The organism is Xanthomonas campestris pv. phormiicola (genome assembly GCA_025666215.1).
Lineage (GTDB): Bacteria > Pseudomonadota > Gammaproteobacteria > Xanthomonadales > Xanthomonadaceae > Xanthomonas_A > Xanthomonas_A campestris_A.
The window spans coordinates 2,064,883-2,086,908 of sequence record CP102593.1 but is presented as its reverse complement, the minus strand read 5'-3'; the positions used below and the strand labels follow the sequence as shown (position 1 = coordinate 2,086,908).

General features: G+C 69.5%; 25 protein-coding genes. 15 read left to right on the top strand and 10 right to left on the bottom strand.

All coding sequences use genetic code 11. The features are described 5' to 3' along the window. Positions 1-24: 24 nt before the first annotated feature. Positions 25-552: an alpha/beta fold hydrolase gene (locus tag NRY95_08700; protein UYC18015.1), complete on the bottom strand. Its 528-nt coding sequence runs from the start codon at positions 550-552 to the stop codon at positions 25-27. Then, a complete protein-coding gene (locus NRY95_08695) occupies positions 549-1,040 on the bottom strand; it encodes an MOSC domain-containing protein (GenBank protein UYC18014.1) in 492 nt (163 codons plus the stop codon). Before NRY95_08695 ends, NRY95_08700 begins: the two co-directional genes overlap by 4 nt. A 22-nt stretch (positions 1,041-1,062) precedes the next feature. Between NRY95_08695 and NRY95_08690 the strand changes: the two genes are divergently transcribed. Then, positions 1,063-1,656: an N-acetylmuramoyl-L-alanine amidase gene (locus tag NRY95_08690; GenBank protein UYC18013.1), complete on the top strand. Its 594-nt coding sequence runs from the start codon at positions 1,063-1,065 to the stop codon at positions 1,654-1,656. Positions 1,657-1,777: 121 nt separating this feature from the next. On the opposite strand, the gene NRY95_08685 is transcribed toward NRY95_08690, so the two are convergent. The 4 genes from NRY95_08685 to NRY95_08670 form a co-directional block, all read right to left on the bottom strand. After that, positions 1,778-2,695, bottom strand: a complete 918-nt coding sequence (locus tag NRY95_08685) for a DUF1684 domain-containing protein (GenBank protein UYC18012.1) — start codon at positions 2,693-2,695, stop codon at positions 1,778-1,780. 91 nt (positions 2,696-2,786) lie between these two features. Beyond that, on the bottom strand, positions 2,787-3,668 hold the full coding sequence (locus tag NRY95_08680) for a sulfurtransferase (protein UYC18011.1): 882 nt from the start codon (positions 3,666-3,668) through the stop codon (positions 2,787-2,789). Further along, entirely contained in the window at positions 3,665-4,465 is an 801-nt protein-coding gene (locus NRY95_08675; protein ID UYC18010.1) for a DUF1289 domain-containing protein, read from the bottom strand. The genes NRY95_08680 and NRY95_08675 overlap by 4 nt, the downstream gene beginning before the upstream one ends. A 116-nt stretch (positions 4,466-4,581) precedes the next feature. Next, on the bottom strand, positions 4,582-5,283 hold the full coding sequence (locus tag NRY95_08670; protein UYC18009.1) for an FKBP-type peptidyl-prolyl cis-trans isomerase: 702 nt from the start codon (positions 5,281-5,283) through the stop codon (positions 4,582-4,584). Between the two features lie 161 nt (positions 5,284-5,444). Between NRY95_08670 and NRY95_08665 the strand changes: the two genes are divergently transcribed. From NRY95_08665 to nth, 3 genes are read left to right on the top strand one after another with little or no spacing between them, the layout of a single operon-like run. Continuing rightward, positions 5,445-6,227 carry an enoyl-CoA hydratase-related protein gene (locus tag NRY95_08665; GenBank protein ID UYC18008.1) on the top strand — a complete coding sequence of 261 codons (783 nt, stop codon included), beginning with the start codon at positions 5,445-5,447 and terminating at the stop codon, positions 6,225-6,227. A 13-nt stretch (positions 6,228-6,240) separates the two neighbouring features. Continuing rightward, entirely contained in the window at positions 6,241-6,609 is a 369-nt protein-coding gene (locus NRY95_08660; GenBank protein ID UYC18007.1) for a hypothetical protein, read from the top strand. Beyond that, the gene (nth, locus tag NRY95_08655; GenBank protein ID UYC18006.1) at positions 6,606-7,280 is read left to right on the top strand and encodes an endonuclease III; all 675 of its coding nucleotides are present in this window, start codon (positions 6,606-6,608) and stop codon (positions 7,278-7,280) included. The genes NRY95_08660 and nth overlap by 4 nt, the downstream gene beginning before the upstream one ends. A 279-nt stretch (positions 7,281-7,559) precedes the next feature. Here the strand turns inward: nth and NRY95_08650 are convergent, their stop codons facing one another. From NRY95_08650 to NRY95_08635, 4 genes are all read right to left on the bottom strand, one after another. Beyond that, on the bottom strand, positions 7,560-9,128 hold the full coding sequence (locus NRY95_08650) for a SulP family inorganic anion transporter (protein UYC18005.1): 1,569 nt from the start codon (positions 9,126-9,128) through the stop codon (positions 7,560-7,562). Between the two features lie 20 nt (positions 9,129-9,148). Next, positions 9,149-9,838, bottom strand: a complete 690-nt coding sequence (locus NRY95_08645) for a carbonic anhydrase (GenBank protein UYC18004.1) — start codon at positions 9,836-9,838, stop codon at positions 9,149-9,151. A 100-nt stretch (positions 9,839-9,938) separates the two neighbouring features. Next, entirely contained in the window at positions 9,939-10,229 is a 291-nt protein-coding gene (locus NRY95_08640) for a hypothetical protein (protein UYC18003.1), read from the bottom strand. A gap of 215 nt (positions 10,230-10,444) precedes the next feature. Beyond that, positions 10,445-11,686 (bottom strand): OprO/OprP family phosphate-selective porin, encoded by a 1,242-nt coding sequence (locus NRY95_08635; GenBank protein ID UYC18002.1) that lies wholly within the window; start codon positions 11,684-11,686, stop codon positions 10,445-10,447. A gap of 256 nt (positions 11,687-11,942) precedes the next feature. On the opposite strand from NRY95_08635, the gene pstS (NRY95_08630) reads away from it, so the two are divergent. The 11 genes from pstS (NRY95_08630) to rnt all read left to right on the top strand — a co-directional run bounded on the left by pstS (NRY95_08630) (position 11,943) and on the right by rnt (position 21,756). After that, entirely contained in the window at positions 11,943-12,956 is a 1,014-nt protein-coding gene (gene pstS, locus NRY95_08630) for a phosphate ABC transporter substrate-binding protein PstS (protein ID UYC18001.1), read from the top strand. A 336-nt stretch (positions 12,957-13,292) separates the two neighbouring features. Beyond that, complete coding sequence (pstS, locus tag NRY95_08625; protein UYC18000.1) at positions 13,293-14,393, top strand: phosphate ABC transporter substrate-binding protein PstS; 1,101 nt, start codon at positions 13,293-13,295, stop codon at positions 14,391-14,393. Positions 14,394-14,633: 240 nt separating this feature from the next. Beyond that, the gene (gene pstC, locus NRY95_08620; protein ID UYC17999.1) at positions 14,634-15,608 is read left to right on the top strand and encodes a phosphate ABC transporter permease subunit PstC; all 975 of its coding nucleotides are present in this window, start codon (positions 14,634-14,636) and stop codon (positions 15,606-15,608) included. Next, positions 15,605-16,474 (top strand): phosphate ABC transporter permease PstA, encoded by an 870-nt coding sequence (gene pstA / locus NRY95_08615; protein ID UYC18538.1) that lies wholly within the window; start codon positions 15,605-15,607, stop codon positions 16,472-16,474. The genes pstC and pstA overlap by 4 nt, the downstream gene beginning before the upstream one ends. Positions 16,475-16,493: 19 nt before the next feature. Continuing rightward, the gene (pstB, locus tag NRY95_08610) at positions 16,494-17,321 is read left to right on the top strand and encodes a phosphate ABC transporter ATP-binding protein PstB (GenBank protein UYC17998.1); all 828 of its coding nucleotides are present in this window, start codon (positions 16,494-16,496) and stop codon (positions 17,319-17,321) included. A 70-nt stretch (positions 17,322-17,391) separates the two neighbouring features. After that, the gene (gene phoU / locus NRY95_08605; GenBank protein UYC17997.1) at positions 17,392-18,102 is read left to right on the top strand and encodes a phosphate signaling complex protein PhoU; all 711 of its coding nucleotides are present in this window, start codon (positions 17,392-17,394) and stop codon (positions 18,100-18,102) included. A gap of 160 nt (positions 18,103-18,262) precedes the next feature. After that, on the top strand, positions 18,263-18,685 hold the full coding sequence (locus tag NRY95_08600; GenBank protein ID UYC17996.1) for an RcnB family protein: 423 nt from the start codon (positions 18,263-18,265) through the stop codon (positions 18,683-18,685). Positions 18,686-18,838: 153 nt separating this feature from the next. After that, positions 18,839-19,201, top strand: coding sequence for a hypothetical protein (locus tag NRY95_08595; GenBank protein UYC17995.1), 363 nt, complete (start codon positions 18,839-18,841; stop codon positions 19,199-19,201). Beyond that, positions 19,188-20,072 carry a DUF692 domain-containing protein gene (locus NRY95_08590; protein ID UYC17994.1) on the top strand — a complete coding sequence of 295 codons (885 nt, stop codon included), beginning with the start codon at positions 19,188-19,190 and terminating at the stop codon, positions 20,070-20,072. Before NRY95_08595 ends, NRY95_08590 begins: the two co-directional genes overlap by 14 nt. Then, a complete protein-coding gene (locus tag NRY95_08585; GenBank protein UYC17993.1) occupies positions 20,065-20,811 on the top strand; it encodes a putative DNA-binding domain-containing protein in 747 nt (248 codons plus the stop codon). The genes NRY95_08590 and NRY95_08585 overlap by 8 nt, the downstream gene beginning before the upstream one ends. 300 nt (positions 20,812-21,111) lie before the next feature. Continuing rightward, positions 21,112-21,756 carry a ribonuclease T gene (rnt, locus tag NRY95_08580; GenBank protein ID UYC17992.1) on the top strand — a complete coding sequence of 215 codons (645 nt, stop codon included), beginning with the start codon at positions 21,112-21,114 and terminating at the stop codon, positions 21,754-21,756. Positions 21,757-22,026 lie beyond the last annotated feature (270 nt).

The window sequence follows — 22,026 nt, the reverse complement described above, 5'->3', positions numbered from 1 at the left end:
GGCCTGCTGCGCGCGACACGCCGCTCACAGCGTTTCCAGCAATTCGGCGAACGCGCGCGCCGAGGTCTCGACGTGGTCGCCCAGGCGGTGCAGGTCGTCGACCAGCAGCAGCCGCGCCGCGCGCGCCTGCGCCCAGGCGATCACCTCGGCCGCGGGGATCAGTTCGTCGTGCCAGGCGTGCACGATCGAGATCGGCACCGGCGCCGCATCCAGCGCCGGCATCCAGCCCATCCGCGTCGGCGGCACCATCAGGAACAGGCCGCGCACCGGCACCTGCAGCGACACCTGCGCGGCGATGTAGGCGCCCAGGCTGGAGCCGGCCAGCACCACCGGCCCGCGCTGCGCGGCGGCCTGCGCCAACCCGAGCAGGCGCTGCAGCCGCGCCGGCACGTCGCCGAGCTGGCTGACCTCGCGGCGCGCGTCCAGGTCGGTGAAGTCCGGGCGCTCGTGACTCCAGCCCAGGCGCTGCGCGACCTCGGCCAATGCCGCGACCTTGATCGCGTCCGGGCCGCTCTCGAAGCCGTGCGCAAGGATGCAGTGGCCGCGGCTCACAGCGCCACCACCGCATCGCCGAGCCGCAGCGTGCCGCCGTGCACGATCCGCGCGCACAGGCCGCCATGGCCGCGCATCGCGTTGTAGCCGCCCGGGCCCAGCGCGTCCTCCATGCGCGAGCACGGATCGCATGGCGCGATGCCTTCCAGCTCGACCTCGCCGATGCGGAAACGGCGCCCTTTCAGTGCGATCAGCGGGATGCCGGAGACGACCAGGTTGCGCCGCAGCGTCGCCGGCGCCACCTGCGCATGGCCGGCCAATGCGGCGATCGCCGGCAGGTGCTCGGCCTGGATCAGGGTCAGCCCGCGCATGCCGTTGCGGCCGGCGTAGCGGTCGCCGAACAGGCCGCCATCGGCGTGCGCCACCGCCTGCGCCACTTCGAGCATCGGCACGTCGCGCGCCGGGCGCAGGCCTATCCAGTCCACGCGTCCGGCGCGCGGCAACGTGGCGAGCAGCGTCGCCAGCGGGCTATCGGGATTCAGAGTCATCGGCGAATGCTAGCATCCGTGCATGTCGCAGACCCCGCCGTTGCCGATCCACGATGCGCCCCTGCCCTACGTCGAACGGCTGCAGGCGCGCACCCTGGACGCGATCGATCTGGCGGTGATCCATTGCACCGAACTGCCCGACCTGGCCAGCGCGCGCGCCTACGGCGAACGCGTGCTGTATCCGTCCGGCACCGGCAACAGCGGCCACTTCTACATCGACCGCGACGGCAGCGTGTACCGCTACGTGCCGCTGCAGCGGGTGGCGCACCACGTGCGCGGCTACAACCCGCGCTCGCTGGGCATCGAACTGGTCAACCGCGGCCGCTATCCGCATTGGCTGGATTCGCGCCACCAGGCGCTGGACGAAGCGTATCCGCCGGCGCAGATCCAGGCGCTGATCGCGCTGCTGCACCAGTTGCAGGCGCAGTTGCCGCAGCTGCGCCACATCGCCGGCCACGACGCGCTTGACCGCAGCAGCGAAACCGCCAGCGACGATCCGGCGCGGCAGGTGCAGCGCAAGCTCGATCCCGGCCCGCTGTTTCCGTGGGCGCAGGTGCTGGAGGCGGTTGCGCTGGTGCCGTATGCGCCTTCGGCGGATGGGCTTGCCGACCGCTGACACCGCCCCCTGCAGGAGCGGCTGCAGCCGCGACAGGCACCCTGATGGCCTGTGTCGCGGCTGAAGCCGCTCCCACGCAGACAGCCGCCTCGCCGCCCACTCCTGCCCCAGCGCCGCAGGCTCAGCGCGGACCGACGTAGTTCTTCTCGCCCGCGGTCACCGCCAGTTCCAGGCGATTGCCGACCGGCGCCAACGGGCACACCACGTGGACGGTGAACGCGCACGGCGGGTTCTGCGCCAGGTTGAAGTCCAGCACGATGCGCTCGCCCTGCGCCGGCTCCACGAACAGATAGCGCGCGCCGCCATAGCTCTCGCGGCCGCTGGTGCGGTCGGTGAACGGGAAGAACAGCCGCTTGCCGTCGTCGTCGCGCAGCGCCTGCAAGCGGTAGCGGCGGCCGTCCAGGGTGAACTCGGCGCTGCCCGCCAGCGCCAACGGCTGCGGCGTGCCGATCGAGGTGAGCAGGACGATCGCGCGCGGCAGCGGGGCCGGATGCCAGTCGGCGACCACGCGCCAGCGCGGATCGATCGGGAAATAGTCGATGCCGCGGAAGCTGTCGCGCGCGGCGGCATGCGGATCGCGGAAGCGCCAACCGAACAGGTTGCCGGTACGCACCACGTAGAACTCCTGCTCGCCCAGCGCCAGCCGCGTCTGGTTGCCGTGCGCCGCATCGGTGCCGAGGCGGCCGGCGCGGAACGGTTGCCCGCGCAGCGTCGGCGCGGCGTCTTCGGCAGCTTCGAACACCACGCCGGCATCGGCATCGACGCGCAGGCGGCCCAGGTGCGCGGGGCCGGCCGGCAGCTGCACGTCGTTGCCTGCGGCGCTGCCGACCTGGTGCACGCCGCTGCGCAGCCGGCCGGAACCGGTATAGCTGAGCCAGCCGCCCGGCGCGCGCAATCGCGCCACGCGCTGCGCGCGGCGCTGTTCCACCGCCATCCGGTAGTGCGCCTCGGACTGCGAACGCGGCGAGGCATCGGCGCCTGCGCCACGCGGCCGCTCGCCGCAGGCGGCCAGGCTCAACGCCGCCGTCAGCATCCACATCCCACGCCAGCGCATCGCCTCAGCCCCTGTACTTGCCACTCATGCCTCCTCCACGCCACGCCGACGCGCCATGGCGCGCCTGCCGCAGCGGCTAGCCGCTGGCGCGCGGCCGCGCCGGGTCGGCGATCCAGCCGCTCCACGACCCGGCATAGACGCGCGCGCCGTGCAGGCCGGCCGTTTCCAGCGCCAGCAGCAGATGGCAGGCGGTCACGCCGGAACCGCACATCAGCACCACCTCGCGCGGATCGCGCCCGTGCAGCAGCGGCTCCAGTTCCGCGCGCAGTTCCTGCGGCGGACGCAGGCGCCCATCGCGCAGGTTCTGGCCCAGCGGGCGGTTGATCGCGCCAGGCACGTGCCCGGCGAGCGGATCGATCGGTTCGACCTCGCCGCGGAAGCGCTCGCCGGCACGCGCGTCCAGCAGCCAGCCCGGCGCCTCGTGCAGGCGCGCGGCGATTTCCTCGGCATCGGCGATACGGCGGGTATCGAACGAGTGCGGATACGGCGGCTGCGGCGCGGGCGTTGCGGCGGCATCGGTTTCCGGCAGGCCGAGCCGGCGCCAGTCGGCCAGGCCGCCGTCGAGCACGGCGACGCGGCGATGCCCGAGCAGGCCCAGCATCCACCACAGCCGCGCCGCGGCCATGCTGCCGTCGCCGGCGTCGTAGACCACCACCTGGGTGTGCGGCGCGATGCCCCAGCGCCCCAGCGTCTGCGCGAACGCAGCGGCCTCGGGCAAGGGATGCCGGCCCAGGCCGGGACGGCCGAGGTCGGACAGATCCGTGTTGAGATCGGCGTACACCGCAGCGGGCAGATGCGACTGCGTGTAGGCCTGGCGCGCGAGCTGCGCGGCCTGCGGATCGGCAAGCGCGGCGGCGGCGAAACGCGCATCCACGAGGCGCAGGTCGGGATGACCGAGCGCGGCGGCCAGCGCCGGCGCATCGACCAGGTGCTTCCACTCGGGGAAGGGTTCGCTCATGCGCTTTGCTCCAGTCGTCGACGCAGGTTGAGCAGGATCGCCGCGGTCGCGCCCCAGATCCGCTGCCCCGGCCAGCCGTATTCCAGCACCACCCGCGGCCGTCCGCGGTAATCGGTCTCGATGCTGCGAAGATTGTCGGGCGCCATCAGGTAGGCCAGCGGCACGTCGAACACGTCCGCCACTTCGTCGGGATGCGGCTGCGGCACGAACGCCGGATCGATCGCGGCCACCACCGGCATCACCCGGAAACCGCTGATGGTCACGAACGGATCGAGATAGCCCAGCGCTTCCACCTGCGTGGCGGACAGCGCGATTTCTTCCTCGCTCTCGCGGATCGCCGCGGCCACCGCGTCGGCGTCGTCGGCTTCGATGCGGCCGCCGGGAAAACTGACCTGGCCGCCGTGGTGGCGCAGGCTGTCGGTGCGCCGGGTCAACAGCACGTGGGTGCCGTCGGCGCGCGGCAACAATCCGACCAGCACCGCCGCTTCGGCCAGCGGGCCGTCGGGCAGCAGATCGTGCAATTCGCGGTGGTTCCAGCCCGGGCCTGCGGGCGGCAGCCGCAACGGATGCAGCGCGCGCAACAGCGGCGCACGTTCGGCCAGGCGCTGGCCCGGCGTCGGCGACCAGCCGCGTGCCGGCAGCACCTCCTGCATATAGCGCTGGCGCTCGGCGTCGCTCATGCCACGCCAGCGCGCGATCTCGTCACCGCTGCGCAGGCAGCCCGCGCAGTAGCCCTGCGCGTCGAGCGTGCACAGACCGATGCAGGGCGTGAGCAACGCATGGGGGACGGGATCCATCGGATTCGACACCTGCTCAGACTAGCGCGATTCGCCGGCAGCAGCACTTTCCCCGCCGCAAAAAAAATTGCGCCGGCGTTGCCGCCGGCGCAATCGTCATGCACTGGACAGCGCGCTTACTTGACGCTGACCAGCTTGATCTCGAACTGCACCGCCACGTTCGGCGGGAACGGCGTGCGCGGGTCGGCGCCATAGGCCTTGTCCGGCGGCAGGGTCACTTCCCACTTGGAACCGGCCGGCATCTGCAGCAGCGTGTCGCGCATGGCCTGCATCTCCACTTCGCTGACCTTGATCGACGGGATCTGCTGCGCCGGACGCGCCTGCGCCGGGCGCTGGCCGAACGGGTACGGACCGGCCACTTCCAGCTGCACGGTGCTGGCCTGGGTCGGCTTGGCACCCTTGCCGGCTTCGATCACGCGGTACTGCACGCCGCTGGGCAGCGTCTGCACGCCGGCCTTGGCCTTGTTCTGGGCGATGAACTGGTCGCTCTTGGTCTTGTTCTCGGCAGCGGCCTTCTCGTAGTCGGCCTTGGCCTGCTGGGCACGGGCCTGCTCGCGCTTCTGGAACGCTTCCACGGCCGGCTTCAGCTGGTCGGCGGCGACCGCCGGCTGCTTCTTGGCGTAGGCATCCTGCAAGCCCTTCACCACCGCATTGATATCGAGCTGCTCGCCGCGGCCGGACAGTTCGGCAAGGTTGTTGCCGTAGTCGTAACCGAAGTAATAGCTCAGCTTGCCCTTCTCGGACGAGGTGTCCTGGGCGAACGCATTGCCGCTCAGGGCTAGGGCCGCCACGGCGACCGCAATAGAACGCAACTTCATCAAACAATTCTCCAGGGTGGTGGCACAGAGCGGCCTGTGCCGCCTGAGTTGACGCGTTAGGATAGCCGCCGCGGCGCGTAACCGCCACCGACGACGCAACTCTGACAAAGAAGCGTCGCCGGAGTTCCCTTCACTCTTTTTTTACATCTCCAGGAATGGCCATGTCCGGCACGCCGGTCGTCACCGCTACCCAGGATGCGATCCGCATCGTCACCGTGAACCGCGCCGACAAGCTCAACGCATTGAATCGGCAAACATTACAGGCCCTGGACGCGGCTTTCGCCGAGGCCGAGGCCGACCCCGGCATCCGCGTCGTGGTGCTGACCGGCGCCGGCGAGAAGGCGTTCGTGGCCGGCGCCGACATCGCCGAAATGAACGAACTCACACCGGTTCAGGGCCGCGATTTCTCGCAACTGGGCCAGCGCCTGATGCGCCGGATCGAGCGCCTGTCCAAGCCGGTGCTGGCGATGGTCAACGGGTTCGCGCTCGGCGGCGGGCTGGAACTGGCCATGGCCTGCCACCTGCGCGTGGCCGCCGACGACGCCCGGCTCGGCCAGCCGGAGATCAACCTCGGGCTGATCCCCGGCTTCGGCGGCACCCAGCGCCTGGTGCGCCTGGCCGGCCGCGCCGCGGCGCTGGAACTGTGCCTGCTCGGCACGCCGATCGATGCGGCGCGCGCGCTGCAGCTGGGCCTGGTCAACCGCGTGGTGCCGGCGGCCGAACTGCGCGAAGCCACGTTGCAGCTGGCGCAGCAACTGGCCGGCGCCGCGCCGCTGGCCTTGCGCGGCATCCTCGACGCGATCCAGGTCGGCGCCGAATCGGCGATCGAGCAAGGCCTCGAGTACGAGACCGCGCAGTTCGGCCTGTTGTTCTCCAGCGAGGACATGCGCGAAGGCACCCGCGCGTTCCTGGAGCGGCGCCCGCCGCTGTTCCGCAATCGCTGAGCGGCGCGCCCCGATGCCCGACCTGCCCTGCCCCGCATCGCCGCTGCAACTGCTGCTCTGGGTGCTCGACGACGATCTCGACGCGGCGATCGATGCCGGCCTGATGGACTACGTCGGCACCGCCGACGACGACCTGCTCGATCCGGCGTATCCGCAGCTGCGCACGCAGCTGCTGGCGGCGCAACAGCGCCTGCGCGAGGCATGGGCCGCGCGCGAACGCTACCGTGCGCGCAGCGCACGCCTGGCACGCCGCGCCGCCGCGCGCGAAGCCCGGCGCGCGCCGCCGGCGAGCGTCGCCGCCGTTGCTCCGTCGCTGCCGCCGGCCGCGGCGGCGATCCTGGCGCGGGCCAAGGCCAAAGCGGCCGCGCGGGGTCCGCAATGAGCGCCGTCGCCAGGGCGCCGCGGCGCGGCCCCACCTTGAGCAAGGCCGAGATCCACGAACTGTTCTCGCGCCTGTCCGAACTCAATCCCACGCCGACCACCGAGCTGGACTACAGCACGCCGTTCGAGCTGCTGATCGCGGTGATCCTGTCGGCGCAGGCCACCGATGTCGGGGTCAACAAGGCCACGCGCCGCCTGTATCCGGTGGCGAACACGCCGGCGGCGATCCTGGCGCTGGGCGAGGATGGCCTGAAGCGCTACATCTCCACCATCGGCCTGTTCAACGCGAAAGCCAAGAACGTGATCGCCACCTGCCGCATCCTGGTCGAGCAACACGGCGGCGAGGTGCCGCGCGACCGCGCCGCGCTGGAAGCCTTGCCCGGGGTCGGCCGCAAGACCGCCAACGTGGTGCTCAACACCGCCTTCGGCGAGCCGACCATCGCCGTGGACACGCATATCTTCCGCGTCGCCAACCGCACCGGCCTGGCCCCGGGCAAGGACGTGCGCGCGGTCGAGGACGGCCTGCTCAAGCGGGTGCCGGCGCAGTTCATGCACGACGCGCACCACTGGCTGATCCTGCACGGCCGCTACGTGTGCAAGGCGCGCAAGCCGGACTGCCCGCACTGCGCGATCCGCGACCTGTGCCGGTTCAAGGACAAGACGCCGGGCTGAGGCTGTTCGAACGACAGCCATCGCAGCGCCGGTCAGATGCACTGCAGGTGCGGCTTCAGCCGCGACCGCGTCGGGAGCCGGAACTCCCACAGCGTCTCTCGTCGCGACGGAAGTCGCTCCCACAAGGGTTTGCGCAGCGCAATCGAGTTGCGAGCCCTCTTGTGGGAGGGACTTCAGTCCCGACTGCATGCCAGTTCGGAACAGCCACCGCTTCGCCCGTCGCGACCGAAGCCACTCCCGCACGATGCCCGCGGATGCGCAACAGAACGACGCGGCCCGCTACGCCGCGCGCTGCCCTTCCACGCGCCGGTCCAGTTCCTTCCAGTCCACCACCAGCGCGCAGCCGCGGGCGGCGGCGTTGCGGCTCCAGTCGCGCAGCAGTTCCAGGCAGGCATGGTCGACGTGATGCAGCCGCGCCAGGTCCAGATGCAGCTCGGTGTTGGGCGGCAGCCGTTCGAGGGTGCGCGCCATCGTCGGCACGCGCAGGAAGGTGGCCGACCCCTCCAGCGACAGGCGCAGCTTGCCGGCACCGGCCCCTGCCGCGGCGCTGCCGTCGGCGTCCTCGTGCGCATGCACGTCGACCTTCAGCCGCGACTGCTGCAACGCCAGCCGCAGCAGCGACAAGGCGAAGCCGATCAGCACGCCGGTGAGCAGGTCGGTGGCGACGATGGCGAAGGTGGTGGCCAGGTAGATCGCCGCGGTGCCGCGCCCGTAGGCGGCCAGGTCGCGCACCTGCTCCAGCTTGACCATCTTCAGCCCGGTATAGACCAGGATGCCGGCCAGGCACGCCACCGGGGTCGTCCGCAGCAGCCACGGCAGCAGCAGCGCGAACACCAGCAGCCAGCCGGCGTGCAGGATGGTGGATAGGCGCGTGGCGGCGCCGGCCTGCACGTTGGCCGCACTGCGCACGATCACCCCGGTCATCGGCAACGCGCCGAGGAAGCCGCACAGCATGTTGCCCACGCCCTGTGCGGCGAGTTCGCGGTCGTACCGGGTGCGCGGGCCGTCGTGCATGCGGTCCACCGCCGCCGCCGACAACAAGGTCTCGGCGCTGGCGATGAAGGCGAAGGTGAAGGCCGACAGCAGCAGCGTCGCGTCGAACACGCCGAGCAGCTGCGCCAGGGTCGGGGTCTGGATCGCCGAGAACAGGTTGGCCGGCACGTCGACCTTGCGCACGTCCACGCCCTGCACCTGCACCAGCGCGGTCACCGTCACCACCGCCAGCAACGCGCCGGGCACGAAGCGCAGCCGCTGCGGACGCAGCCGTTCCCAGGCCAGCATGATCGCGAGGGTGCCCAGGCCGACCGCCAGCGCGGCACGGCCCACGCCGGCATCCACCGCCTGCCACAGCACCGCCGGCAACGCGGCGAAGTTCTCCAGCCCGCGCGCCTTCGGCGCCGCATCCATCAGCACGTGCGATTGCGAGGCGACGATCAGGATGCCGATGCCCGAGAGCATGCCGGCGACCACCGCCGGCGAGGTCATGCGGAACCACACCCCGGCCCGGCACAGTCCGGCGATCAACTGGATCGCCCCGGCCAGCAGGATCACCGGCCCCAGCGCGGCCACGCCATGCTGGCGCACCAGTTCGAACACCAGTACGGCCAGGCCGGCGGCCGGGCCGCTGACCTGCAGCGGCGAGCCGGCGATCAGCCCGACCACCAGGCCGCCGACGATGCCGGTGATCAGTCCGGCGGCCGGCGGCATGCCCGAAGCGATGGCGATGCCCATGCACAGCGGCAGCGCGACCAGGAACACCACCACCGAGGCCAGCAGGTCGCGGCCGAACGCGCCGTTGCGCAGGTAGCCGGCGAGCGCGGAGGCGCCGGCGCGGGAGGGTTCTGTCATGGTTCGCATGGTCGACTCCTTCAGACCGCGACGTTGCGCAGCACCGGCGCCAGGCGCGGGCGCGGGGTGGCTTCGGGAGGACGCTTGCCCTGTTCCGGCAGCAGCGGCACGAAGCGGCCCTGCTCGGCGTCGAAGGCGCGGATCTCGCCGTGGGCGATGTCGTAGATCCAGCCATGCAGGCGCAGCGCGCCACGGGCCAGCCGCGCCGCCACCACCGGCTGCGTGCGCAGGTGGTCCAGCTGCGCCACCACGTTCTCCTCGGTCAGGCAGTGCAAGGCGTCCTCGGGGTCCCCGGCGTGGTCGTGCTGCGCGGCGACCTGGCGCGCGCTGTCGGTGTGCTTGAGCCAGGCGGCCACGTTCGGCACGCCTTGCAGCGAATCGGGATCGAGCACCGCCTTCATCGCGCCGCAGTCGGTGTGGCCGCAGACCACGATGTGTTTCACCTGCAGCACCGCCACCGCATATTCGATCGCCGCGACCACGCCGCTGACGTGCTGCGAGTACGGCGGCACCACGTTGCCGATATTGCGGTAGACGAACAGTTCGCCGGGCTGCGCGGCGAACATCAGCTCCGGCATCACCCGCGAATCGGCGCAGGTGATGAACAGCGTGTGCGGAGTCTGGCCGCCGGCCAGTTGCCGGAACAGGCCGCGCTGGCGCGGATAGACCTCTTTGCGGAAATGGCGGAAACCATCGAGCAGACTTTCCATGGGGGATATCTCCAGGCACAGGGGAGAGAACGCCGCACCGCAGTCGGTGCAACGCCAGATGGACGCAAGTTGCGGGCATCGCCACCAGGCGATGCGGGACTCAGGCGGCGGCTGGAGGACGCAGTGCGGGTCGCCGATAGCATCGGCAGGCGAGCGCCGGCTCCGCGTGCAGCGGGCAGGCGGCGGTGGCCATCGCCCGCTGCGCGGACAGCGGCGCGACAGCCCGTTCTTCGGCCGAATCAAGATCGGCGGCCAGCGGCATCGCTGCCGGCGACGGGTCCGCTGCCGCAGGGCCGCAGGCGCCTGCGCACGGCGCTGGGTGTGCCGCTGTCGGCACGATCGACACCACGCCGATCGAAGACAGCAGCACCACCGCGAACAACAACAGCATGGGCAGGCGCGCAAGCATGCCCCGACAGTAGAAACCCGTACCGGCGATGGCAAGTGCTGCGCCGCACAATTCGCCGTATCGTCCACAGCTGTCCGCTCGAACCGTGAAGCGCTCCGCGGACGCATCACGCCGCGGACAACGCAGCGGCGACGCCGCAAACAAAGAAGGCGACGCATGTGCGTCGCCTTCCGGTACAAGCTGGGTGACGCTGCGAATCAGAACGACAGGTCGCCCCAGACGCCGAATTCCTTGGTTTCCACGTCGGTCTTCTTGCTGGTGTTGTCCTGGTGGGTGTACTTGTACACCGTGGCCAGCTTCAGGTTCTTCAACACCGGGAACTCCACGCCCAGGTTCCAGTACTTGTCGGCCAGGGTCGGATCGAGGGTCTTGCTCAGGTCGGTCTTGTCGTAACGCGCGAAGGCATTGATGCCGTTGTCGCTGAGCGCGACGCTGCCCCACACCGACCAACCGCTGCTCTTGTCGGTGGCCACGGTCAGCACGTTGTTGAGGTTCTTGGCCTGGAAGTATTCGCCGCCCAGGCGGAAGTTCGAATCCGCATAGGCCACCATCGCATCGGCGCGGGTGTAGCTGTGCTCGGCATCGAGGATATCGGTTTCCTTGCCCAGCTTGCCCGAGTAGGCGCCCACCGCGATGGCCAGGTTCTGCATCGGCATGTAGGCGACGCGGCCTTCCACGTCCATGCCCTTGCCGCGCGTCGGGTTCTTGTAGCCGGCGCCGTTGACCGCCGACACCGCATAGTTGACCTGCGAGCCGAGGTCGCCGAACGCATGCAGGCCCCAGTCGGAGGAATTGGCGTACTTCAGGCGGTCGGTCAAGGTGTTCTCGACATAGCGGTAGCCGTAGTACTTCTCGACGAACGGCACCCACGGCATGTCGGCGGCACCGATGCGCAGCGCGAACGCGTCGTCGAACTTGCCCTGCACATAAGCCTTCTTGACGAACAGTTCGGTGCTGGAAATCGCCGAGCTGTACTGGAAGTCGGTGGTCAGGTTGGCCGACCAGATCTCGTTGAAGGAATGGTCGACGGTCAGGTAGAAGCGCTTGACGTCCATCCCGGTGCCGCTGGCGGCGGTCTTGTTGCCGCCGCTGGTCTTGTCGATATTGGTCAGGTCGAAGAACATGCGACCGCCGATCTTGTTGTCGTTGACCAGCTTGGCGAGCTTGTCGACCTTGGCGGTGCTGGCCTGCGCGGCCTCGCTGGCCTGGGCCTGCACCACGTTCACTTCGGACTGCGCATCGGACTGGGCCTGCAACGACTGCGACTGCGCCTGCAACTGCTGGACCTGGGTCTGCAGTGCTTCGATCTGCGCTTGCAACTGCTGAAGCTGGGCGGCGGACACCGCCGGAGGGTTGGTCTTCGCGGCGGCGAAAGCCTGCGGCGCCGACACGAGGCCGAGGCTGGCAATGATCGCCGAGGCGAGCAGATGGGAACGCATTTAACTATCTCCAAGTGGGTGGTGGGCAGGGGGTGATCCGCACGGTCTGGAAAGCGACGGCCATGACCATTTGTGAAGATTCCGTCAAATACATGACAATTTTGAGTCGCCCCCGTGGCGAAATTGCTGCAACCGAGCCCTGGCGCACTGTCACTGGACTGACATGCAATTTTCTTCAGACGTTCATGAAAAAGTCTTGCAATGGCGCCGTTGCCGGCCGGGGTGCCGGCATACCACCCCTCTAGGAGTTCTTCCGATGCGTTCCCTCAAGCTCCGACTGCTGGCTGCTGCCGCGGTCGCGTCTTTCTCGCTGGCGGCGCAAGCCACCGATGTCACCGGTGCCGGCTCCAGCTTTGTCTATCCGGTGCTGTCGAAGTGGTCGGCAGCCTATGCCGAAAAGAGCGGCAACCACGTCAACTACCAGTCCATCGGCTCCGGCGGCGGCATCGCACAGATCCAGGCGGCCACGGTCGATTTCGGCGCCTCCGACAAGCCGCTGACCGGCCCGGAACTGGACAAGTTCGGCCTGGGCCAGTTCCCGGTCGTGATCGGCGGCATCGTGCCGGTGTTCAACGTGCCGGGCGTGGCGCCGGGCGCGATGAAGCTGGACGGCCCGGTGCTGGCCAACATCTTCCTGGGCAAGATCACCAAGTGGAACGACGCGGCGATCGCCGGCCTCAACCCGGGCCTGACCCTGCCGGACCTGAAGATCACCATCGTGCACCGCTCCGACGGTTCGGGTACCAGCTTCAACTTCACCAACTACCTGTCCAAGGTCAGCCCGGAGTGGAAGAGCAAGGTCGGCGAAGGCACCGCGGTGCAGTGGCCGGCCGGCATCGGCGGCAAGGGCAACGAAGGCGTGGCGGCGTACGTCAAGCAGATCCGCGGCGGCATCGGCTATGTCGAATACGCCTACGCCCTGCAGAACAAGCTCAGCTACGCCGGCATGAAGAACGCCGCCGGGCGCTTCGTGATGCCGGACGACAAGGCCTTCTCGGCCGCCGCCGCCACCGCGGACTGGAAGTCGGCCAAGGACTTCAACCTGATCATGACCAACGCCCCGGGCCAGGACGCGTGGCCGATCACCGCCACCACCTGGGCGATCATGTACAAGAAGGCCAAGAAGCCGGCCTCGTCGAAGGCGGCCCTGGACTTCTTCAAGTGGTCGTTCGAGCAGGGCCAGGCGCAGGCCAAGTCGCTGGACTACGTCCCGCTGCCGGAGCCGCTGGTCAAGCAGATCGAAGCCTACTGGGCGCAGAACATGAAGTAAGCCTGCGCCATCCGGGTCGCCGGGCATGACAGCGCCCGACGACCATGGCGCAATGCGACGCGGACCCCAGGGTCCGCGTCTTTTTTTGTCCGCTCCCCTGCGCGGGTCGCGTGCCGCGAGCGACCTGCCGGCGCGAGCCGGCGCGATCCCGGAACCGGCGCAGATCGATCCGCAGCAGCCACCCCGCCGCGCCCGACACCGCCGCACGGCGGGCACAAGTGGCTGATCCGCTTGACTATTTGATAACCACAGCGCAAGTCACGCGCCTGTAACAAAAATATCATTTCATAGCATACATCCGCCGGACCCCGGCTACCTTCGCTACGGAGTGACCCCATGAAATTGCAGCCGGCACGCTTTGCCGTTCTGTCCCTGGCCCTGGCCTTCGCCATCACTGCCTGCCAGCCGGGCAATGGCGACAAGCCGCAGGGTGCCGCCGATGCGGCAGGTGGTGCGCCCGCAGCCGCTGCGGCCGACGGCGCCAAGACCGCCGCGGAAATCTCCGGCGCCGGCGCATCCTTCATCTATCCGCTGGTGTCCAAGTGGTCGGCCGACTACCACACCGCCACCGGCAACAAGATCAACTACCAGTCGATCGGCTCCGGCGGCGGCATCGCCCAGATCAAGGCCGGCACCGTCGACTTCGGTTCTTCCGACAAGCCGCTGGACAGCGCCGAGCTGGCCGCCGCCGGCCTCGGCCAGTTCCCCTCGGCGATCGGGGGGGTCGTGCCGGTGATCAACCTGGACGGCATGGAAGCGGGCAAGCTGAAGCTGACCGGCAGCGTGCTGGCGGACATCTTCCTCGGCAAGGTCACCGCCTGGAACGATCCGGCGATCGTCGCGCTGAACCCCGGCACCACCCTGCCCAGCACCAAGATCAACCTGGTGCACCGCTCCGACGGTTCGGGCACCAGCTTCAACTTCACCAACTACCTGTCCAAGGTCAGCCCGGACTGGAAGAGCAAGGTCGGCGAAGGCACCTCGGTGCAGTGGCCGGGCGGCGTCGGCGGCAAGGGCAACGAAGGCGTGGCCTCGTACGTGCAGCAGATCAAGGGCTCGATCGGCTACGTCGAGCTGGCCTACGCGCTGCAGAACAAGATGCCGTACGCCTCGCTGCAGAACGCCGCCGGCAACTGGGTGCAGCCCAACGCCGACAGCTTCGCCGCGGCCGCCGCGTCGGCCGACTGGGCCAACGCCAAGGACTTCAACCTGGTCATCACCAACGCCGCCGGCGCGCAGGCGTGGCCGATCACCGCCACCAACTTCATGCTGATGCACAAGCAGCCCAAGGATGCCGCGCGCAGCAAGGCGACCCTGGCGTTCTTCAAGTGGGCGTTCGAGAAGGGCCAGCCGCAGGCCAACGAACTGCACTACGTGCCGCTGCCGCCGGAGCTGGTGCAGCAGATCGAAGCCTACTGGGCCAAAGAGTTCAAGTAAGCGCTACCCCGCTTCCGCCCTCGCCGGCGGAAGCATGTGCGCGGCGGCGGGACGCGCCGCGCATGTGCATCGCGCTCGGCGCTGCGGCAGGCAGCGCCGGTCGCCGCATCGGTACCACGTATTCCGGACTTTCGGGTTCCCGCCTGCGCGGGAGCGACGCAGCCACCCACCGCGCGCGGCCATCGCCGCCGCGGCAACGACCGGATCGCGCCACCGCGCGCTCCGGCACACACCGAGCCCATGAACGCCACTGTCATTCCCGAAGCGATATCGGCGCCCAGCGGACGCGACCTGCGCGACGCCCGTGCCGACCGTCTGTTCCGCTGGACGCTCACCGCTACCGTCGTGTTCGTCCTCATCGCCCTGGCCAGCGCGGCGCTGTCGATGCTGTGGGGCGGCCGCCATGCCCTGCAGATGCAGGGCCTGAGCTTCTTCTACTCCAGCGAATGGAATCCGGTCGAGAACAAGTACGGCGCGCTGGCGCCGATCTACGGCACCCTGGTCACCGCATTGATCGCGATGCTGATCGCGGTCCCGGTGAGCTACGGCATCGCGTTCTTCCTGACCGAAGTGTCGCCGCGCTGGCTGCGCGGCCCGATCGGCACCGCGATCGAGCTGCTGGCCGGCATCCCGTCGATCATCTACGGCATGTGGGGCCTGTTCGTGCTGGTGCCGGTGATGACCGAATACGGCACGCCGTGGCTCAACGACCACATCGGCACGCTGCCGGTGATCGGGCCGATGTTCCAGGGCCCGCCGCTGGGCATCGGCCTGCTCACCGCCGGCTTCGTGCTGGCGATCATGGTGATCCCGTTCATCTCCTCGGTGATGCGCGAGGTGTTCCTGACCGTGCCGACGCGGCTGAAGGAATCGGCCTACGCGCTGGGCTCGACCAAATGGGAAGTGAGCTGGGACATCGTGCTGCCCTACACCCGCTCGGCGGTGATCGGCGGCATCTTCCTGGGCCTGGGCCGCGCGCTCGGCGAGACCATGGCGGTGGCGTTCGTGGTCGGCAACACGGTGCGGCTGTCGCCGTCGCTGCTGGAACCGGGCACCACCATCGCCGCGCTGATCGCCAACGACTTCGGCGAGGCCACGGAAACCTACCGCTCGGCGCTGCTGCTGCTGGGCTTCGTGCTGTTCATCGTCACCTTCGTGGTGCTGGCGATCGCCCGCCTGATGCTGCAGCAACTGTCGCGCCGGGAGGGCAACTGATGGCCGCCGACATCGCCGACCGCCTGTACAACCGCCGCCGCGTGGTCAACGTGTTCGCGCTGCTGCTGTCCTGCCTCACCGCGCTGTTCGGGCTGGCGTTCCTGGGCTGGATCCTGTGGACCCTGCTGTCCAAGGGCATCGCCGGCATCGATATCCACCTGTTCACCCGCATGACCCCGCCGCCGGGCGAAGAAGGCGGCCTGGCCAATGCGTTCTTCGGCAGCGCGGTGATGTGCGGCCTGGCACTGCTGATCGGCACCCCGCTGGGCGTGGCCGCCGGCACCTGGCTGGCCGAATACGGCAATGCGCGCAAGACCGGCCAGGTGGTGCGTTTCGTCAACGACATCCTGCTGTCGGCGCCGTCGATCGTGCTCGGCCTGTTCGTCTACACGCTGTACGTGATGCAGACCGGCGGACGCTTCTCGGCGATGGCCGGCGCGCTGTCGCTGGCCTTCATCGTGCTGCCGGTGGTGGTGCGCACCACCGACGAGATGCTGCGCCTGGTGCCCTCGCAGATGCGCGAAGCGGCGCTGTCGCTGGGCATCCCGCAGTGGAAGGTGACGGTGCAGGTGCTGTACCGCAGCGCCTCGGCCGGCATCGTCACCGGCGTGCTGCTGGCGCTGGCGCGCATCAGCGGCGAGACCGCGCCGTTGCTGTTCACCGCATTCGGCAACCAGTACTGGAACAACAACGTCATGCAGCCGATGGCGAGTGTGCCGGTGGTGATGAACTCCTTCGCCGGCAGCCCCTACCCGAGCTGGCAGCAGCTGGCCTGGTCCGGCGCGCTGGTGCTCACCGTGTTCGTGCTGCTGGTCAGCCTCGGCGCGCGCGGCCTGCTGCGCCGCTACAAGACGTCCAACGATTGATTTCCCTATGGAACCGGCCATGAACGATCAGCACAACACCGCACCGATGCACCGCATCGCCATGCCCGCCGGACACACCGCGCTGGCGCCATCGCCGGTCAAGGTGGCCGCACGCGGCCTGGACTTCTACTACGACAAGTACCACGCGCTGAAGGGCATCAACATCGAGGTGCCGGAAAAGCGCGTCACCGCGCTGATCGGCCCGTCCGGTTGCGGCAAGTCGACCCTGCTGCGCATCTTCAACCGCATCTATGCGCTGTATCCGAAGCTGGAGGCGCGCGGCGAGGTGCTGCTGGACGGCGAGAACATCCTGTCGCCGAAGTACCCGATGAACCGCCTGCGCAGCAAGGTCGGCATGGTGTTCCAGAAGCCGGTGCCGTTCCCGATGACCATCTTCGAGAACGTCGCCTACGGCATCCGCCACCACGAGAAGCTGTCCAAGGCGGACATGACCGATCGCGTCGAGCAGGCGCTGCGCCAGGGCGCGCTGTGGGACGAGGTCAAGGACAAGCTCGGGCAGAGCGCGCTGGGCCTGTCCGGCGGCCAGCAGCAGCGCCTGTGCATCGCCCGCGCCGTCGCCCTGCGCCCGGACGTGCTGCTGCTCGACGAGCCGACCTCGGCGCTGGACCCCATTTCCACCAGCCGCATCGAGCAGCTGGTGGAGGAGTTGAAGAACGACTACACCATCGTCATCGTCACCCACAACATGCAGCAGGCCGCGCGCGTGTCCGACTACACCGCCTTCATGTACCTGGGCGACCTGATCGAGCACGATCGTACCGAGATGATCTTCTCGCAGCCCAGCAAGCAGCAGACCGAAGACTACATCACCGGCCGCTTCGGCTGAGACGCCCGACGCCAGCCCCGCGACGCCAGGATGGCCGCGGCGACACTAACGAATCCAACGGACCTACGACATGAACACCCCGCCGAACGAGCACATCGTGAAGAGCTACGACGAAGAACAGCACCGCATCGCCGCCGAGATCGTGCGCATGGGCGAGACCGCGGTGGCGCAGCTGGAAGCGGCGCTGGACGTGGTCGAGCGCCGCGACGACAACGCCGCGCTGCGCATCGTCGTCAACGACGAGGCGATCGACGCGCTCGAGCATGCGATCAGCAGCGACGTGATGCGGCTGGCGCTGCGTGGACCGATGGCGCGCGACCTGCGCGAGATCCTCGCCGGCCTGCGCATCCCGGCCGACATCGAGCGCATCGGCGACTACGCGGCGAACGTGGCCAAGCGCTCGATCGCGCTGAACACCTCGCCGCCGATGCCACAGACGCTGGGCCTGCGCCAGCTCGGCAAGCTCGCCGCCGAGCAGGTCCGCGAGGCGCTGCGCGCCTACCAGAACAACGACGCCGACGCCGCGCTGCGGGTCCGCCAGGGCGATGCGCTGCTGGACGCGCAGTACACCGCCCTGTTCCGCGAACTGCTGACCTACATGATGGAAGATCCGCGCAACATCACCCCGTGCACGCATCTGCTGTTCATGGCCAAGAACCTGGAGCGGATCGGCGACCACGCCACCAATATCGCCGAGAACGTGTGGTTCCTGGTGCATGGCGACCAGCCGTTGCCGCCGCGCGACAAGCGCGACGAAACCAGCAGCACCTCGGGCATCTGAGTCCGGATTCACGCGGCCTCGACGCGGTCGATACGTGGCGACACATATCGACACGTGCAAATGATTGAATCTCCTGGAAATTTTATCGCCTATTCATCGGCTGGCGCCTAGCGTGTCGGTACGCGTGGAGCCGTTCTCCACCGACCACCCAGGAGACACCATGAAGCGCATCATCGGTTCGGTCCTCGCCCTGTCCTTGCTGGCCTCCGGCGGCGCATTCGCCGCCGGCCAGGACGACCACGATCGCGACCGCGATCCGCAGCAGGTGCGCAAGGACCATCAGGACGACAAGGGCCGCAAGGACCAGCACGGCGATCGCGGTCCGCAACAGGCGCGCAACGACGGCCGCCGCGACGATCATGGCGACGACCGCCACGACAACGGCCGCCACGAAGGTCCGCGCCACTACAAGCGCGGCGAACGCCTGGCCTCCGATCATCGCGGCGACCGCGTGCCCGACTACCGCAAGCGCGGCCTGAAGGCGCCGCCGCGTGGCCACGAGTGGCGCCGGGTCGACAACCAGTACGTGCTGATCGCCGTCGCCACCGGCGTCATCAGCAGCGTCATCGCCAACAGCCGCTGAGGCGGCGGCGCACACCAGGCCCCGCTTCGGCGGGGCCTTTTCGTTGGCGGACGGCGCAGCGCCGCATGCGGCGCACGGCGCCAGCGGGTACGCTTGGCGGACACGGCCAGCGTGGCGACGCCGGCACCACGTTCGCCTGCCAGGAGAGTCCGCATGTCCATTCCCTCGCGTCCGTCCACTGCCCTCGCCGGCGCCGTCCTGCTCGGCGGCCTGGGCCTGTCCGCCTCCGCGCTGGCGATGACCGACCTGGCCCAGGGCTATGCGCTCGGCGCCCAGGCCGCGGCGCCGCCCAGCGCCGACAAGGCAGCGACCACGGTGCCGGCGCAGCCCAAAACCAATGCCAAGTCCACGGATGCCGCCGGCGCCGACAAGGCCGCCGAGGGCGCATGCGGTGCGCATGCGCAGGACGCCGCTACGGCCAAGCCGGACAAGGCCGCCGCCGCCGCGGCCCAGCACGACGACAAGGCGATGGCCGAGGGCAAGTGCGGCGAAGGCAAGTGCGGTGGCGGCGGCTGATTCCGCGCCGCGCCTGCTGCCCGCGGCGAGCGCCGGACTCGGCCTGCGCCGCGGTCTGCTGCCCGAGCTGCTGCAGGCGCCGCCGGCCGCGTTCGATTTTCTCGAGTGCGCGCCGGACAACTGGATCGGCATCGGCGGCCGCCTGGGCGCGATGCTGGATACGCTGGCCGCGCGCCATCCGCTGAGCTGCCATGGCCTGTCGCTGTCGCTCGGCGGCATGGCGCCGCTGGACGCGGACCTGCTGCGGCAGACCCGGCGGTTCCTGGATCGGCACCGCGTCGCGCTGTACAGCGAACACCTGAGCTACAGCGCCGACGACGGCCAGCTCTACGAACTGCTGCCGCTGCCGTTCACCGACGAGGCGGTACGCCACGCCGGCGCACGCATCGCCCAGGCGCAGGATGCGCTGGGCCGGCGCATCGCGGTGGAGAACGTGTCCTACTACGCCGCGCCCGGCCAGGCGTTGAGCGAAGCCGAGTTCGTCGCCGCGGTGCTGGCCGAAGCCGACTGCGACCTGCTGCTCGACGTCAACAACGTCTGCGTCAACGCCGCCAACCATGGCTACGACGCCCGCGCCTTCCTCGCCGCGATGCCCAGCGCACGTATCGCCTCGTACCACATCGCCGGGCATCGCGACGACGCCGCCAGCGCGCTGAAGATCGACACCCACGGCGCGGCGGTGGACGCCGATGTCTGGCAATTGCTCGACGCCGCCTACCGCCTGCACGGGGTGCGCCCGACCCTGCTGGAGCGCGACAGCCACTTCCCGCCGCTGTCCGAACTGCTGTACGAGGTGCAGCGCATCCGCGACGCGCAGGCGCAGGCCGTGTCGGCGCAAGCAGCGCAGATGGCGCAGGTGGCGCATGGCTGATTCCCTGCACGCGCAGCAGTTCGCGCTGGCCCTGCACCTGCGCGATCCGCAGCGGCACGCGCCGCCGGCGGACATCGAGCCGCGGCGGCTGGCGGTGTACCGCGCGCTGTTCTTCGACAACCTCGCGCAATTGCTCGCCTCGCATTTCCCGGTGCTGCGCGCCACCCTTGGCGAGGACGCATGGCAGGCACTGCTGCGCGCGTTCTGCGTCGAGCACCGCGCACCCACGCCATTGTTCCCGCGCATCGGCGGCGAGTTCGTCCGCTTCCTGCAGCAACGCGGCGAGGATGCGCAACGGCCGTGGCTGGCGGAGCTGGCGCACTACGAGACGGTCGAGCTGGAGGTACAGATCGACGATGTGCCGCTGCCGCCGCACGATCCGCACGGCGACCTGCTCGACGGCATTGCGCAGCTGTCGCCCTGGCTGCGCCTGCTGCGCTATCGCTGGCCGGTGCAGCGCATCGGCCCAGGCTGGCAGCCGCAGGAGGCGCCGGCGCAGCCGACCTTCCTGCTGGCGCGGCGCGATGCCGACGGCCAGGCCCGCTTCGCCGAACTGGCGCCGCTGGCCCACGAACTGGTGGAACGGCTGCGCGCCGGCGAGCACAGCGGGCGCGCGCTGCTGCTGCGCCTGGCCGCCGAGCACGGCCAGGACCCGGCCGCGCTGCTGCACGACGGCGCCGCGCTGCTCGAGCGCCTGCGCCAGCAGGGCAGCGTGCTCGGCACCCGCGTGCCGGCCTGAGGCGCGCAACGCGACAACCAAGCACGGTGGCATTTCGGTCCACCGGTCCTGCCACTGTGGGAGCGACTTCAGTCGCGACGGGCCTTACCGGGAACGCCCGTCGCGACTGAAGTCGCTCCCACACCACTCCGTCGACGGCGCTCCCTCGATCCGGACGTCGCGTCACCGATCCGCAGAACTTCGTCGCGCCCCGTGGCGCGGCGCCTGTGTCGAAGGCGCGCGCCTGACTCGATCCGTCTTCGCCAGGCCCGCGCGCCCCATCGCGGCCGAGGTTTAGCCGCGCTCTGCTACCCTGCACGCATGAACGACCACGTCGAAAGCCCGTCCCAGCCCCTCGCCGCCACCCCGATGTCGCGGCGTTTCCGCGGCTATCTGCCGGTGGTGGTGGACGTGGAGACCGGCGGCTTCGACTGGAACCGGCACGCGCTGCTGGAGATCGCCGCGGTGCCGATCGAGATGGACGACGCCGGCCAGCTGTACCCCGGCGCCACCGCCAGCGCGCATGTGGTGCCGGCGCCCGGCACCGCCATCGACCCGAAGTCGCTGGAAGTCACCGGCATCATCCTCGACCACCCGTTCCGCTTCGCCAAGCCCGAGCGCGAGGCGCTGGACCACGTGTTCGCGCCGGTGCGCGCGGCGGTGAAGAAGTACGGCTGCCAGCGCGCGATCCTGGTCGGCCACAACGCCCACTTCGACCTGAACTTCCTCAACGCCACCGTGGCCCGCTGCGGCCACAAGCGCAACCCGTTCCACCCCTTCAGCGTGTTCGACACCGTGACCCTGGCCGGCATCGCCTACGGCCAGACCGTGCTGGCGCGCGCCGTACAGGCGGCCGGCTTCGACTGGAACGCCGCCGACGCGCACAGCGCGGTCTACGACACCGAGCAGACCGCGCGCCTGTTCTGCAAGATCGCCAATGCGTGGCCGGCGCCGCAGCTCGGCTAGGGCGTTTCGCACGCTGCCGGGTATCGTCCGGCAGCGCCTAACGCCATCGACACCTGGCAAGACGGTGAACGCTTGCTCTGCCGGGCGCTCGCCCTCCGCGCCGGCGTGCGCCGCTGCAACGGCCGACGCGTGAGACAGGCGCTCCTCCAGCTCAAGGCATCCGGATAATCTGAGCAACCGCCACCACGCCTCTGCGCGGCTTCGTTGTCGCGTCGCGGTTTCTGGCCACATGGAACACAAACGCCGATGAACCCTGGAATCGCAAAGACA